This is a genomic window from Brevundimonas sp. MYb52, assembly GCF_002979535.1.
Classification (GTDB): domain Bacteria; phylum Pseudomonadota; class Alphaproteobacteria; order Caulobacterales; family Caulobacteraceae; genus Brevundimonas.
In genome coordinates, this window is record NZ_PCPB01000014.1 from 45,551 (window position 1) to 59,296 (window position 13,746).

Here is a 13,746-nt window from a genome sequence, read left to right on the forward strand (position 1 = left end):
CGCTGAAGTCGGCTCAGGCCGGCGTCCGGGCGATCAGGCCGACGCGGCCTTCCTCGCTGGCGACGTCGAGGCGTCCGCCGCTCTCATTCACGGCCAGCCACAGCCAGTAGGGTTGAATCCATTGGCCCGCCAGGCCTTCGGTCAGACGCTCGCCCTTGAGCCCGGTCAGGGCTTCAGGCTTGAGCCGGGCGCGATTGCCCTCGGCCGAGCCGATCAGCAGCAGGCGGTCGTCCTCGCGCCGGGCGGTGATGGTTGCGATTCCGCCGGTGGGCAGGGCGCCCAGGGTCATCCAGGCCAGGTTGATCAGGATGCGTGACTGGGCCTTGGTGAAGGTCTCGCCGTCGGCAATGCGCCAGTCCAGGCTTGCGCGGCCGCCTTCCGACAGGCCGGCCACCAGACCGCGCAACTCGGCCGAGACGAACTGTTCGCTGGTGGTGGCGGCGCCGAAGGCGACGCGGGCGAAGTGGACGTGGGCCACCATCTTGCGGGCGCTCTGGCGGATCAGGTTCATGGCGTCGTCGCGCATGTCCTGGGCGGTGGGGTCTTCCAACAGGTCCAGGCCCGACATGATGGCGCCGGCCGGGCTGATGAAGTCGTGGCACAACTTGCCGGCGATGAAGGCAGCCAGTTCGGCCCCGCCCATGGGCAGGTCGGCGGCGTCGAGCTCGATCGAGGGCGAGGCGGTGGAAAGATCAGGGAAGGTCATCGTTCGGGCGGTCTGCTGGCGGGAATGGTCAAGGCTGACCTGATTTGCCGGTTCTTGAAACCGCGCGCATGGGCTATCGAGGCGATGACATGACGCACGCTCTTGAGACCGACCTCGCCTCCGGCGCCCTCGCCGAGACCATCGCCGACATCGCGGAAGAGGCGGCGCGCCTGATCCTGCCCTATTGGCGCAGCGGAACAACGGTCGAGACCAAGTCCGACGCCAGCCCGGTGACCGAGGCCGACCGTGCGGCTGAGGCCCTGATCCTGAAGCGGTTGGCCGAGCACTGGCCCGAGGTCGAGGCCGTGGCCGAAGAAGCCTCCGCCGCCGACGGCGTGCCCGCCTCGGTCGGCGAATGGTTCTGGCTGATCGACCCGCTGGACGGCACCAAGGGCTTTGTTCAGGGGCGTGAAAGCTTCACCGTCAATATCGCCCTGATGCGCGGCGACGCCCCTGTCGCCGGCGTGGTGACGGCCCCGGCGACGAGCGTGACCTGGGCTTCGAGGGCTCCGGGCCAGGGCGCCGTGCGCCGCGTCTTCGGCGAGACCTGGCGGCCGATCAAGGTGCGGGACCGTCCGGCGGAGGGCGTCGCCCTGCTGAGCCACAGCATGACCGATGAAGAGGCGACGCGCCTGGCCGCGCGCCACGGCTGCACCCAATGGCAGGGCACGGACTCGTCGTTGAAATTCTGCCTGATCGCCGAAGGGCGCTTCGACGCCTATCCGCGCACCGGCCCGACCAGCGAATGGGACACGGCGGCGGGGCAGGCGGTTCTGGAAGCGGCCGGCGGGCGCGTCCTGGGCGCGGACGGTCAACGCCTGACCTATCGCAAGCCGGGCTTCCTCAACGGCCCGTTCACCGCCATGGGCGGCTAGTTTCTAGGCGACTGCAGAGCCCACGCGAGCCATTTCGATCTGGGCCGACAGCCCTGGCGGCAGGTCGCGCTCCGGCACGAGGGCCAGGGCCTCCATGCGCTCCGGGTTGATGGCGTCGACCATAACGCTGGCGATGGCCGGGTCGGTCAGGATGAAGGCCAGGCAGATGGATTCCGCGTTCCAGTTCGGCGTCTGGTGCAGGAAGGCGAAGGAGCCGGCATTGGCCAGGCCTTGCTCGACGGGCTTGGCGCCGAAGCCGAACAGGCCCTTCTTCCTTGGCGTCCCGGCCCCCGCCGCCTTGCGCTCGGTCGACAGGCTTTCGGGGTAGTAGTCGTAGGTGAAGATGGCCATGTCGCGTTCGCGTGCGGCCCGCATCCGTGAGCGGATGCGCCATTCCACATTGACGTGGAAGGGCGTGTAGAGAACGTCGAAGGCGCCGGTCGAGACATAGACGTCCATGACCGGTGAGTCGCCGGACACGCCCAGCAGCTTCACATGGCCGGCCTTGCGCAGGGCCTTCAATGCGGTCAGCGAGGCCTGAGGCAACTCGTCATCGGCGGGCTCATCCAGCACGGCCACATCGAACCAGCCGAGGCCCGAGGCGTGCAGGGCCCGGTCGATTGATCCGGTCAGGCCCTCGGCGGAGAAGTCGCGGAATCCCTTCCTGCGGCCGTCGCCGACGCCCAGGGTGACGCCGACGCAGACCAGGCGGCGCTCGACATGGCCCAGGGCCTCGCCGACGATCTCGGCCAGCGCCGGGTCGGCGTTTTCGAGATGATAGGAGTTCACCCCGGCTTCCAGCGCGGTGAAGATCAGTTCGCTCAGGGCCGCGCGACCGCGACCGAGGGCTTCGCTTCCCAGGCTGAGCGTCAGGTTGGAGACCGCCGCGCCGGTGCCGCCGAACGGGCGATACCGCATGCTCAGCCCGCCTCGACGGGAGCTGAGGTCTCCAGGGCCAGGGCGTGCAATTCCCCCCCCATCTGGCCCTTCAGCGCGCCATAGACCAACTGGTGCTGACGCACGCGCGGCAGGCCCTTGAAGGCGCTCGAGACGATCTTGGCGCGATAATGGTCGCCGTCGCCGGCCAGGTCCTCGATGGCGATGTCCGCATCGGGGAAGGCCTCGACCAGGTGGGCGCGCAGGACATCGACGGACATGGGCATGGGGAACTCTCGAAACAGGCGGACAGTCTGAACTGTAAACTTACCGGGGGGCGTCGGCCCTGTCAGCCCGCAACCGTGCATGGGCGTTCAAACAGGGTGACGCTCGACCCCTTGTAGTCCGCCTCGGCGTAGGGGCGATAGCCGACCCGCTCGGCCAGCTTCACCGACGGGGCGTTGTCGGGCGAGATCATGCAGACGGTGCGCGGCTCCAGCCGATAGGCGTCGGTCCAGGCCAGGGCGGCCTGCAGCGCCTCAAACGCCAGGCCCTGGCCCTGGAAGGCGGGGGCGACGCCCCAGCCCAGCTCCGGCGCGTCGAACGGCGGCGTCATTTCGCGGCGATAGTCCAGCACCCCGACGCTGCCGACGTAGGCACCCGTGTTCGTCTCGCGGATCGACCAGTTGCCATAGCTCTTGGCCTGCCAGTGGCCGAGGTCGCGCAGCAGCCGGAACCAGACCTCTTCTTCCGACAGGCCGCGCCCCATGATGTGGCGGGTGAAGTCGGCGTCGGCCCACAGGCCGATCAGGTCGTCCATGTCGCTGACGGCGACGGGGGTCAGGGTCAGGCGGTCGGTGGTGAGGATGGTCACATCAAACCCAGTTGCTTGAAGCTGGCCACGCCTTCGCGGCCGACGATGAGATGGTCGTGGACCTGAAGGCTGAGCGAGCGCGCGGCCTCGATCACCTGCTTGGTCATGTCGATGTCGGCGCGACTGGGAGTCGGGTCGCCCGAGGGGTGGTTGTGGACGATGATCATGGCGCTGGCCGACAGCTCCAACGCCCGGCGCACCACTTCGCGCGGGTAGACGGGGGCGTGGTCGACTGTGCCCCGGTTCTGGATCTCGTCGAGGATCAACTGGTTCTTCTTGTCGAGGTAGAGCACGCGGAACTGCTCGCGCGGCTCGTGCTGCAAAGACAGGCGGACGTAGGCCAGCAGGGCGGTCCATGACGAGATGACGGTGCGCTTGTTGGCTTCTTCCTTGGCCACCCGGCGCGAGACCTCGTGCAGGGCGGCCAGGTCCAGGGCGGTCTCGGCGCCGACGCCCTTGGAGCGGCCGCGCGAGTCCTCGGCCCGGACCGTCATCAGATCCTCGACCGAGGCGGCCAGAACGGCGGCCAGGGAGCCGAAGCGGGTCAGCAGGGCCTTGGCGATCGGCTTGACGTCGCCCTGCGGCTGGCTGCGGAACAGAAACAGCTCCAGCAGCTCATAGTCGGGCAGGTGATGGATGCCGGCGCCGCGCGCACGTTCGCGCAGCCGTTCGCGGTGGCCGGCGTGGTGCGGCTTGGCCTTCGGTTTTTCCGGCGGTTGATCGAGCATCAGCCTCCCCCGAAGGGGAGACTAGCTCAGAATTTCGGACGGAACAGGCCCTTCGGCGAGGCGGAGAAGATTTCCAGCCCGTCTTCGGTCACGCCGATGGTGTGTTCGCACTGAGACGACAGGGACTTGTCGCGGGTCACGGCGGTCCAGCCGTCCGACAGCACCTTCACCGCCGGCTTGCCCAGGTTCACCATCGGCTCGACGGTGAAGAACATGCCCGGCTTCAGCACGGCGCCCTCGCCGCGACGGCCATAGTGCAGGACGTTGGGGCTGTCGTGGAAGACGCGGCCGATGCCGTGACCGCAGAAGTCGCGCACCACGCTCATGCGCTGGGCCTCGACGAATTTCTGGATGGCGAAGCCGATATCGCCGAAGGTGTTCCCCGGCTTGATCTGGGCCAGGCCCAGGTCCAGCGAGTCATAGGTGACGTCGATCAGCTTCTTGGCGCGAGCGTTGATCTCGCCGACCGGATACATGCGGCTGGAGTCGCCATGCCACCCGTCGACGATGACGGTATGGTCGATGTTGACGATGTCGCCTTCCTTCAGAACCTTGTCGCCGGGAATGCCGTGGCAGACGACGTGGTTGATCGAGGTGCAGACCGTCTTGGTGTAGCCCTTGTAGCCGAGGCAGGCAGGAACGCCGCCGCGCGCCAGGGTGAATTCGCGCACCAGATCGTCCAGTTCGCCGGTGGTCACGCCGGGCTTCACGTGCTCGCCGATCATGTCCAGCGCCTCGGCCACCAGGCGGCCGGCCTTGCGCATGCCCTCGAAGGCCTCCGCGTCGTGGATGCGGATTTCGTGGCTGCGGACGAAGGCGTCGGTGTCCAGGTCGGGGGTCTCGTACATGATCTGCTTTCGGGCGCGCCGCGACAAAGGGGGGGAGCGGCTGGGCTGTGTCTTGGAGGTCAGATGGCGAACCTAGCACAAAAGCTCAACCCCGTCAGGCGGTGACGATGACGCGGCGGAAGGCGGCGCCTATCTGGAAGGCATGACCGATCAAACCGCCCCCACCGCCGCCGTCCTGATCATCGGCGACGAAATCCTGTCCGGTCGGACCCGGGACGTGAACCTGAACACCATCGCCCGTTTTCTGGCGGCCTTGGGGATCGACCTGATGGAGGCGCGAACGGTCGGCGACCGGCAGGATCAGATCGTCACGGGGCTGAACGCCCTGCGCGGGGCTCATGACTATGTCTTCACCACCGGCGGCATCGGGCCGACCCATGATGACATCACCGCTGATGCTGTAGGGGCCGCCTTCGGCGTGGCGGTCGTCGAGCATCCCGACGCCCTCGCCATCTTGGAACGACGCTACGGACCGGGCGAGTTCAACGCCGCACGGCGGCGCATGGCGCGCATCCCCGAAGGCGGCAGCCTGATCGCCAATCCGGTGACCGATGCGCCGGGGTTCCAGATCGGCAATGTCTTCGTCATGGCCGGGGTGCCCAAGATCATGGAGGCCATGCTGCAGGACGTGGCGCCGCGCCTGCGCACGGGGGCGGTGGTTCACGCCCGCACGATCAAGGTCATGGGTGTCGGCGAAGGGGCGATCGCCGAGGTCCTGAGAGCGGCCGCCGACGCCCGTCGCGATCTGTCGTTCGGCAGCTATCCCTTCGGGTTCGGCGACGACGGAGAGGTCGGAACCCAGCTGGTGATTCGTGGTCGCGATGAGGTCGAAGTTGACCTTGCGGAACATGATCTTTCTCAAGAACTACGTTCTATGGGCATTGATATTGCCGTAACGTAACCTCACCAAGGTGTGAAATTGTGCGACTTCATCGCCACGGTTTGGCCGATTTGCGGTCCGACAGGGGCCTTAGGCGCAACGCTTTCATGACACAGGCGCTGTGGCTGTTAGCGTCGCCTCTCTCCCCGAACAACGACCCGACCATCAGTAAGGTCGGGCGGTCCCATATAGGTGAAACAGTATGACCCCCAGGAACATGGCCCGCATCAGCGGCCTCGCGATCCTCATGGCCTCCGTGGCCGCTCCCGCCTTCGCCGGCTCCTTCTACCTGCAGGAACAATCGGTGCGCGGCGCCGGTCGCGCCTTCTCGGGCGAAGCTGCTGACCGCGGCACGGGCTCGATGTGGTGGAACCCCGCCGCCATCGCCCGCAGCGGCCGTGAGCTGTCGTTCGGCATGCACGCCATCCGCATCGACTCCGAAGTGAAGAACAACGGCTCCTACGTCACCTATCCGGGCGGAACCAATGTGCCGGTGCGCGACCCGCGCAACACCGAGGTCGACCCGATCGAAAGCGGTCTGGTCCCCAACTTCGCCTTCGCCACCCCGATTGGCGATCGCTTCGCCGTCGGCGTCTCGGTAGCCGCTCCCTACAACTTCACCACCAAGTACGAGCAGGGCTCCTTCGCCCGCTACGACGCTCTGACCTCGGAACTGCGCTCGGGCGACGCCAGCCTGACCGTGGCCTATCAGGTCAACGACTGGCTGGACGTCGGCGCCGGCCTGAACGCCCAGTACGTCAAGGCCAAGCTGACCTCGGCCATGCCGTCGGTCTCGCCCCTGCTGCCGGACGGCTCGTCCTCGCTGGAAGGCGACGGCTGGGACTTCGGCTGGAACGTCGGCGCCCAGGTGCACAAGGGCCCGTGGGACTTCGGTCTGTCCTACCGTTCGGCCATCGAGCATGAGTTGGACGGCGATGTGAACATCGTCCTGACCGGCCCCCTGGCGCCCAACAGCGTCTCGACCGGCGGCGTGGCCAGCTTCAACACCCCGTGGTTCGCCTCGGCCTCGGTGCGCTACGCCGTCAACGACAAGCTGACGCTGAACGCCCAGGTCAACCGCATCGGCTGGTCCGAGTTCGACGCCATCAACGTCGACTATCCGAACGGCGGCGACTCGATCCACCAGAACTACAAGGACGTGACCACGGGCGCGATCGGCCTGGACTACGCCCTCAGTGAAAAGACCACGCTTCGCGCCGGCATCGGCTATGACCCGACCCCGACCCGCGACAGCCTGCGCACGGCCCGTATCCCGGACGCCGATCGCCTGCTGTTCTCGGTCGGCGGCTCGACCGAGGTGACCGAGGGCGTGACCTTCGACGCCGGTCTGACCTACATCGCCTTCAGCGACTCGGACATCTACGACGACCGCACCTTCTACGCCGGCACCCCGGCGGCTGTGACCTCGCACCTGCGCGGCACGGCTGAGGGCTCGGCTCTGGTGGCCTCGCTGGGCGCGCGCTGGGCCTTCTGATCCAGGCAAGCGGCGGACATGGAAACGGCGGCTCCCTTGCGGGAGCCGCCGTTTTTCTTTGCCGTCAGATCGGGGCCGAAGCCCGGATCATCAGTTTTGCGAGCCATAGCCCTTGCCGCCGTTGGACGGGCGGCGGTTGCGCGGGCGGCGCTGCATTTCGCCGACCGGCTTGGGCTCGGCCGAGGGGTTGGCGCGCGGCGACGACTTGGGACGCTCGGCCGCCATCGGATCATAGACGGCGGCCGGACGGTCGGCGTGATGGGTGCGGTCGCGGCCGCCCTTGCGCTGACGGTGCGGCTGACCGCCGCCCTCCGGCTTGACGCCGTCGCGACGCGGGTTGCGGGCGCGGCCTTCGCCGCCGCCGCGACCGCCCCGGCCTTCACGACCCTCACGCTCGGGCAGGGTGGCCTTCTGCTTGACGCCGGCGGCCATGATCGAGGCGTCCAACTGGGCCAGGGCCTTGTCGTTGCGGCGGTCGATGGCCGGGATCTTCTGGCGCGTGACCTTCTCGATGTCCTTCAGCAGCTTCATCTCGTCGCCGGCGACGAAGCTGATGGCGGTGCCGTCCTTGCCCGCGCGGGCCGTACGGCCGATGCGGTGGACATAGGCTTCCGGCACATAGGGCAGCTCGAAGTTGACCACGTGAGTGACCTTGTCCACGTCGATGCCGCGGGCGGCGATGTCGGTGGCGACCAGGACGCGCAGCTTGCCGTTCTTGAAGGCTTCCAGGGCGCGTTCGCGTTGCGGCTGGCTCTTGTTGCCGTGGATGGCGCCGGCTTCGACGCCGCCGGCTTCCAGATAGGCCGCGACCTTGTCGGCGCCGTGCTTGGTCTTGGTGAAGACCAGGCAGCGCGTATAGGCGGGGTCGCTGAACAGCTCGGTCAGCAGGGCGCGCTTGCGGCCCTGTTCGATGTGGATGACCGACTGCTTGATGCGCTCGACCGTGGTGGACTGCGGCGTGACCTGGACCTTGACCGGGTCCTTCAGCAGCTCGCCGGCCAGCTTGCCGATCTCCGACGGCATGGTGGCCGAGAAGAAGAGGTTCTGACGCTTGGCCGGGATGCGGCTGACGATCTGGCGGATCGGCTTGATGAAGCCCAGGTCCAGCATCTGGTCGGCTTCGTCGAGGACGAAGATTTCCGTCGACGACAGGTCCAGGGTCTTCTGTTGCAGGTGGTCCAGCAGGCGACCGGGGGCGGCGACCAGGACGTCCAGGCCCTGTTGCAGGGCGCGTTCCTGCGGGCCGTACTTCACGCCGCCGAAGATGACGGCGACGCGGAAGCCCAGGTGGGCGCCGTACTGCTTGAAGCTGTCGGCGATCTGGGTGGCCAGTTCGCGGGTCGGCGACAGGATCAGGGCGCGCGTGGTGCGCGGCTGGGGCGCGACGCGGTTCTCGGCCAGACGATGCAGGATCGGCAGGGCGAAGGCCGCGGTCTTGCCGGTGCCGGTCTGGGCGATGCCCAGCAGGTCCTTGCCCGCCATGACGTCGGGGATGGCCTTGGCCTGGATCGGGGTCGGCTTTTCGTAGCCGGTCGAGGCCAGGGCCTGGAGGAGGGCCTTGTTCAGGCCCATGGATTCAAAAGTGATGTTGCTCACGGAGCGTCTTTCGCTTGCGGAGGCGCGCATCCCGCGAGCGTCGGGTCGAGAAGGCGAAGCCTTCTGACCGCACGCAACAAGGAAGACGCACCGCCAGTCCCGATAGAGCTTCGGAATGAAGCCGTCGGGGTGGATCGGGCGCCGCCCCGCGTGTCCGGACGACGTAATGACTCTGAGGTCTGGCCGGCTGCGTCTGCAATCAGGTCTTCGGGGAGGAAGACCCACACGCGTTGCAGGAAACCGGATACCGCGATTGTGCGGTGCAGCGCAGATGGGCCTCAATAGCGGCCAAGTCAAGGCGAAGCGCGCATAAGCCTAGAGCAGGTTGACCGCCATATTGACCGCCAGGGCCAGGATCACTGTGTTGAAGACGAAGGCGATCAGGCTGTGCACGGTGGCGATGCGGCGCAGGGTTCGGCTGCTGATCTGGATGTCGGCGGTCTGACTGGCCACGCCGATGATCAGGGAGAAGTGCAGGAAGTCCCAGTAGTCGGCCTCGCTTTCGCCAGGGAAGATCAGGCCTCGGCGGTCGCCCTTGCCCTTGGCGGCGGGGGCGTAGAACTCGTGGGCGTAGTGCAGGGCGAAGATGACGTGGACGAAGAGCCAGGAGACGGCGATGGTGCCGATGGAGAAGAGGGCCTCGGCCGTGGTCGGCTTGCCGCCGTCCGCCGTCTCGATGACGATGACGAAGACGCTGGCCGCCGCCGCCAGCAGGCTGAGCGGCAGGACGGCGGCGCCCGCCTGATCCAGGGCCGCCGCGCGTCGGCGGATGGCGTCGGCGGTCCGGGCGCGTCGCAGTCGCATCAGGGTCAGCAGCAGAAAGACGCTGGCGCTGGCGTCCCAGGCCACGGCGAGGCGCATCTGCCAGTCCCAGGCGGAGGGGGTGACGACGACGGCGACCGCCAGAACCGCCAAACCCAGCCACAGGGCGGCGTGCAGTCGGAACGAGCGGGTGAGCCAAGCCATGGACGGATGATGGCGCGGTTCTGCGACGGCAGCCAGTGGGACTGAACAATTCCGCCCTGTGCCCGTTCGGTCAGGGGCGAAGGAGCGGAACATGGCGACGCGGCCGACCTGGCAGGGGCATCTGAAGCTGTCGCTGGTGACCTGTCCGGTCGCCCTCTACACCGCGACCAGCAGCGCCAGCGACGTGCGCTTTCACCTGATCAATCCGGCCACCCACAACCGCATCCGCATGGTGACGACGGACCCCGACACCGGCCCGGTCGAGCGGTCCGATCTGGTCAAGGGCTATGAGGTGGCCAAGGACGAATACGTCCTGTTCGACGAGGCCGACTTCGACAAGGTGAGGCTGGAAAGCACGAAGACCATCGCCATCGATCAGTTCGTCGACGAGGCGGATATCGACCGGCTCTATTGGGACGACCCCTTCTATGTGGTGCCGGAAAAGGGCGTGGGGGTCGAAGCCTTCGCCGTGATCCGTGAGGCGATGAAGAGCGCGGGCAAGATCGCCCTGGGTCAGCTGGTGCTGCGCGGCAAGGAGCGGCAGCTGGCCCTGGAGGTCCACGGCAAGGGACTGGTGGCCTACACCCTGCGGGCTCACGACGAGGTGAAAGACGCCGACGACTTCTTCGACGATATTCCGGCGGTGAAGGCGGACGCCGACATGGTCGAGATCGCCGCCCGCATCATCGGTCAGAAGGAGGCGGACTTCGACCCGACCCGCTTTCACGACGGCTATGACGAGGCCTTGAAGGAAATGATCAAGGCCAAGCAGGCGGGCGGCAAGGGCGTGGTGGCCGTGGTCGAACCGGACGACACCAATGTCATCGACCTGATGGCGGCGCTGAAGGCCAGCCTGAAGGGGCCAGGCGCCGCCAAGTCCGCGCCGAAGACGAAGGCGGCGCCGAAGAAGAAGGCGGGCTAGAGGTCCGCCGCGCGGACCACGTGCTTGAAATGATGCCGCCACAGCCGGGCGCCCAACTCGCCCGAGCGATCCAGCGACGAGCCCACGGTCAGGTCTTCAATCAGGGTCGGCGTCAGGCCGGCGTCGAACAGGGCGAAGCCGGCGGCCAGGACGCAGGTGTCAGTCTGGATGCCGCAGACCAGAACCCGCTCCGGGTTCAGCGCCTTCAGATGGGCGATCGTTTCGGACGTCGGCGCGTAGCCGTGTTTCACGTGGATCGCGTCGGCAGGGATCAGGCTGTCGTCGTCGGGGCCGGGGGTCCAGCCGAGCTGGCGCGCGAAGGGGGTGACGGCCTCGTCGTGACGCTCGACCGTGGCGACCGAGGGCATGGTCCCGATCAGGCGATTGATGCTTTCGATCAGCCAGGTCGGCGGGTTGAAGCTGGGCTGGACGTCGATGATCAGCAGGGCCTGACGCATGGCCGTGGTTAGCGCTTCTTGCCCAGTTCGGCGGCGATGTCCTTGGTCATGCGGCCGACCTTGCGGTGGGCGGCGGTGATCTGGTCCTTGGTTACGCCCCAGCGCTTCATCCAGTATTCGACGGCCTGACGCTCGGACAGGTCCAGCCGGTCCTTGTCGATGAAGCCGCGCTTGTCCTTGAGGCCCGCCATGGGGGTGTCCTTGATCTGCAAAGACCAAGCCTAGCACCAAAGCGACGAAAGGGCCCCTTCCTCGGACGAAGAAGGGGCCGTCGTGTCGTCTAGCAGCGGGCGGGTGCGGTATCGGCGACCATGCGGGCCTCGCGCCGGACCAGCAGCAGGACCAGGATCAGGCCCGAGCCCGCCATCGCCGCCCCGGCCAGGGCCACCGCCGGATAACCGAGGTTCAGCCCGATGACGGCCCCGCCCAGGGCCGCGCCGATGGCGTTGCCCAGGTTGAAGGCTCCGATGTTCATGGCCGAGGCCAGGTTGGGCGCGTCGGCGGCGGCGGTCATGACCCGCATCTGCAGCGGCGGCACCAGGGCGAAGCTGGCCACGCCCCACAGGAAGATGATCACGGCGGCGGGCGCCTGCCACGGCATGACGACGGCGAACAGGACCAGCAGGGCGGCGAGCGCGCCGAGGGTGATGATCAGGGTGCGATCCACCGACTTGTCGGCGAAACGCCCGCCCAGCCAGTTGCCGACCGTCAGGCCGACGCCATAGACGACGAGCATGGCGGTGACGAAGGCGCTGGAGGCCAGGGTCTGTTCCTTCAGGATCGGCGCGATATAGGTAAAGACGGTGAACATGGCGCTGGAGCCGATGACGGTCAGGGCCAGGGCCGCCAGCACCGGGCCGCGCTTCAGCACCGCCAGTTCGGCCTTCATGGCGCCTTCGTCGCTGGCCGCCTCGACCTGACCGTGCGGCAGGGTCAGGCGCAGGGCAAGCATGGCCAGGGCGCCCAGGCCTGCTATGCCCCAGAATGAGGTGCGCCAGCCCAGGGTCTCGCCGGCCCAGGCGGCCAGGGGGACCCCGGTGATATTGGCGATGGTCAGGCCCATGAACATGGCCGCCACCGCGCCCGCGCGCCGGTTCGGCGCCACCACGCTGGCGGCGACGATGGAGCCCACGCCGAAGAAGGCGCCGTGGTTGAACGAGGTCACGACCCGCGCCGCCATCAGGCTCCAGTATTCCGGCGCAATGGCCGACAGCAGGTTGCCCAGGGTGAAGATCCCCATCAGGCCGATCAGCAGGGTGCGGCGCGGCACGCGGCCGGTGGTCAGGGTCATCAGCGGGGCCCCGATCAGGACGCCGAAGGCATAGGCGCTGACCAGCAGGCCGGCCGCCGGGATGGAGACGCCCAGATCGCCGGCGATCACAGGCAGCATGCCCATGGGCGCGAACTCGGTCACGCCGATGCCGAAGGCGCCAACCGCGAGGGCCAGAAGGGGAGGATTGAGTTTCATGGGAGGAAACCTTGGCTCAGACCAGGGCCGGGTTCAGGCGGGCGAACCCTTCCTGCTGGCGATAGGGGGTGTGGGGGTAGGGCGGCAGGATGTCGCTGGCGACGTCGAGCGCGGCGATCTGTTCCGGCGTCAGAGACCAGCCCACGGCGCCGAGGTTCTGGCGCAGCTGTTCCTCGTTGCGGGCGCCGATGATGACCGAGGAGACGGTCGGGCGTTGCAACAGCCAGTTGATCGCCACCTGGGGCACGGTCTTGCCGGTCTCGGCGGCGACGAGGTCCAGGGCGTCGACGACGCGATACAGGTGTTCGTCCTCGACTGGCGGGGCGAAGGCGGCGGTCTGGTGCAGGCGGCTGCCCTCGGGGATGGGGGTGTCGCGCCGGATCTTTCCGGTCAGGCGGCCCCAGCCCAGGGGGCTCCACACCAGGGCGCCGACGCCCTGATCCGCGCCCAGGGGCATCAGGTCGGCCTCATAGGCGCGGCCGACCAGGGAGTAGTAGACCTGATGGGCGACGAAGCGGGGGCGGGCGTCGCGGTCGGCAAGGCCTTGCGCCTTCATCAGGGCCCAGCCGGGATAGTTGGAGACGCCGGTGTGGCGCACCTTGCCCGAGCTTACGAGCAGGTCCAGCGTGGCCAGCAATTCCTCGGCCGGGGTCGAGGCGTCGTAGGCGTGCAGTTGCAGCAGGTCGATATGATCCGTGCCCAGGCGGCGCAGGGCCGCCTCCACAGAACGGATCAGACGGTCGCGCGACACGCCCCAGTCGTTCGGACCGTCGCCGGTCGGCAGGCCGGTTTTGGTCGAGATCAGCACCTGGTCGCGGCGGCCCTTGATGGCCTGGCCCAAGACTTCTTCGGAGGCGCCGTCGGAATAGACGTCTGCGGTGTCGAACAGGTTGACCCCGGCCTCCAGGCAGATGTCGATCAGGCGGCGGGCCTCGGCCACGTCGCTGTTGCCCCAGGCGCCGAACAGGGGGCCGGAACCGCCGAAGGTGCCCGTGCCGAAGCTGAGGACCGGCACGCGCAGGCCTGACGATCCGAGTTGACGATAGTCCATGAC

The 13,746-nt window shown here is 67.8% G+C and carries 16 protein-coding genes; 4 read left to right on the forward strand and 12 right to left on the reverse strand.

Translation table 11 applies throughout. The features are described 5' to 3' along the window. Nucleotides 1-13: 13 nt before the first annotated feature. Nucleotides 14-706, reverse strand: a complete 693-nt coding sequence (gene chpT / locus CQ039_RS13780) for a histidine phosphotransferase ChpT (RefSeq protein WP_105564149.1) — start codon at nucleotides 704-706, stop codon at nucleotides 14-16. Between the two features lie 89 nt (nucleotides 707-795). Between chpT and cysQ the strand changes: the two genes are divergently transcribed. After that, nucleotides 796-1,581: a 3'(2'),5'-bisphosphate nucleotidase CysQ gene (cysQ, locus tag CQ039_RS13785; RefSeq protein WP_105564173.1), complete on the forward strand. Its 786-nt coding sequence runs from the start codon at nucleotides 796-798 to the stop codon at nucleotides 1,579-1,581. Nucleotides 1,582-1,584: 3 nt separating this feature from the next. On the opposite strand, the gene CQ039_RS13790 is transcribed toward cysQ, so the two are convergent. The 5 genes from CQ039_RS13790 to map form a co-directional block, all read right to left on the reverse strand. Beyond that, complete coding sequence (locus CQ039_RS13790; protein WP_105564148.1) at nucleotides 1,585-2,499, reverse strand: aldo/keto reductase; 915 nt, start codon at nucleotides 2,497-2,499, stop codon at nucleotides 1,585-1,587. A 2-nt stretch (nucleotides 2,500-2,501) separates the two neighbouring features. Continuing rightward, a complete protein-coding gene (locus tag CQ039_RS13795) occupies nucleotides 2,502-2,744 on the reverse strand; it encodes a BolA/IbaG family iron-sulfur metabolism protein (RefSeq protein WP_105564147.1) in 243 nt (80 codons plus the stop codon). Nucleotides 2,745-2,806: 62 nt separating this feature from the next. Continuing rightward, nucleotides 2,807-3,331: a GNAT family N-acetyltransferase gene (locus tag CQ039_RS13800; protein WP_105564146.1), complete on the reverse strand. Its 525-nt coding sequence runs from the start codon at nucleotides 3,329-3,331 to the stop codon at nucleotides 2,807-2,809. After that, the gene (gene radC, locus CQ039_RS13805; protein WP_105564145.1) at nucleotides 3,328-4,059 is read right to left on the reverse strand and encodes a DNA repair protein RadC; all 732 of its coding nucleotides are present in this window, start codon (nucleotides 4,057-4,059) and stop codon (nucleotides 3,328-3,330) included. The genes CQ039_RS13800 and radC overlap by 4 nt, the downstream gene beginning before the upstream one ends. Nucleotides 4,060-4,085: 26 nt before the next feature. Continuing rightward, nucleotides 4,086-4,907 carry a type I methionyl aminopeptidase gene (gene map, locus CQ039_RS13810; RefSeq protein WP_105564144.1) on the reverse strand — a complete coding sequence of 274 codons (822 nt, stop codon included), beginning with the start codon at nucleotides 4,905-4,907 and terminating at the stop codon, nucleotides 4,086-4,088. 142 nt (nucleotides 4,908-5,049) lie between these two features. On the opposite strand from map, the gene CQ039_RS13815 reads away from it, so the two are divergent. Together CQ039_RS13815 and CQ039_RS13820 are read left to right on the forward strand one after the other, a co-directional pair. Then, the gene (locus tag CQ039_RS13815) at nucleotides 5,050-5,808 is read left to right on the forward strand and encodes a molybdopterin-binding protein (RefSeq protein ID WP_105564143.1); all 759 of its coding nucleotides are present in this window, start codon (nucleotides 5,050-5,052) and stop codon (nucleotides 5,806-5,808) included. A gap of 181 nt (nucleotides 5,809-5,989) precedes the next feature. After that, nucleotides 5,990-7,282 carry an OmpP1/FadL family transporter gene (locus tag CQ039_RS13820; RefSeq protein WP_105564142.1) on the forward strand — a complete coding sequence of 431 codons (1,293 nt, stop codon included), beginning with the start codon at nucleotides 5,990-5,992 and terminating at the stop codon, nucleotides 7,280-7,282. A 90-nt stretch (nucleotides 7,283-7,372) separates the two neighbouring features. On the opposite strand, the gene CQ039_RS13825 is transcribed toward CQ039_RS13820, so the two are convergent. Both CQ039_RS13825 and CQ039_RS13830 read right to left on the reverse strand, forming a co-directional pair. Further along, entirely contained in the window at nucleotides 7,373-8,908 is a 1,536-nt protein-coding gene (locus CQ039_RS13825) for a DEAD/DEAH box helicase (RefSeq protein ID WP_233190281.1), read from the reverse strand. Between the two features lie 285 nt (nucleotides 8,909-9,193). Then, on the reverse strand, nucleotides 9,194-9,844 hold the full coding sequence (locus CQ039_RS13830) for a DUF1345 domain-containing protein (protein ID WP_105564140.1): 651 nt from the start codon (nucleotides 9,842-9,844) through the stop codon (nucleotides 9,194-9,196). A gap of 91 nt (nucleotides 9,845-9,935) precedes the next feature. On the opposite strand from CQ039_RS13830, the gene CQ039_RS13835 reads away from it, so the two are divergent. Continuing rightward, complete coding sequence (locus tag CQ039_RS13835; protein ID WP_105564139.1) at nucleotides 9,936-10,766, forward strand: Ku protein; 831 nt, start codon at nucleotides 9,936-9,938, stop codon at nucleotides 10,764-10,766. Here CQ039_RS13835 and CQ039_RS13840 read toward each other — a convergent pair. The 4 genes from CQ039_RS13840 to CQ039_RS13855 form a co-directional block, all read right to left on the reverse strand. Next, nucleotides 10,763-11,224: a cysteine hydrolase family protein gene (locus CQ039_RS13840; protein ID WP_105564138.1), complete on the reverse strand. Its 462-nt coding sequence runs from the start codon at nucleotides 11,222-11,224 to the stop codon at nucleotides 10,763-10,765. The two genes, CQ039_RS13835 and CQ039_RS13840, sit on opposite strands and share 4 nt — an antisense overlap. A gap of 8 nt (nucleotides 11,225-11,232) precedes the next feature. Beyond that, nucleotides 11,233-11,415, reverse strand: coding sequence for a DUF3606 domain-containing protein (locus CQ039_RS13845; protein WP_087120133.1), 183 nt, complete (start codon nucleotides 11,413-11,415; stop codon nucleotides 11,233-11,235). Between the two features lie 89 nt (nucleotides 11,416-11,504). Beyond that, nucleotides 11,505-12,692, reverse strand: coding sequence for an MFS transporter (locus CQ039_RS13850; RefSeq protein ID WP_105564137.1), 1,188 nt, complete (start codon nucleotides 12,690-12,692; stop codon nucleotides 11,505-11,507). Between the two features lie 16 nt (nucleotides 12,693-12,708). Beyond that, nucleotides 12,709-13,743: an aldo/keto reductase gene (locus CQ039_RS13855; RefSeq protein ID WP_105564136.1), complete on the reverse strand. Its 1,035-nt coding sequence runs from the start codon at nucleotides 13,741-13,743 to the stop codon at nucleotides 12,709-12,711. Nucleotides 13,744-13,746 lie beyond the last annotated feature (3 nt).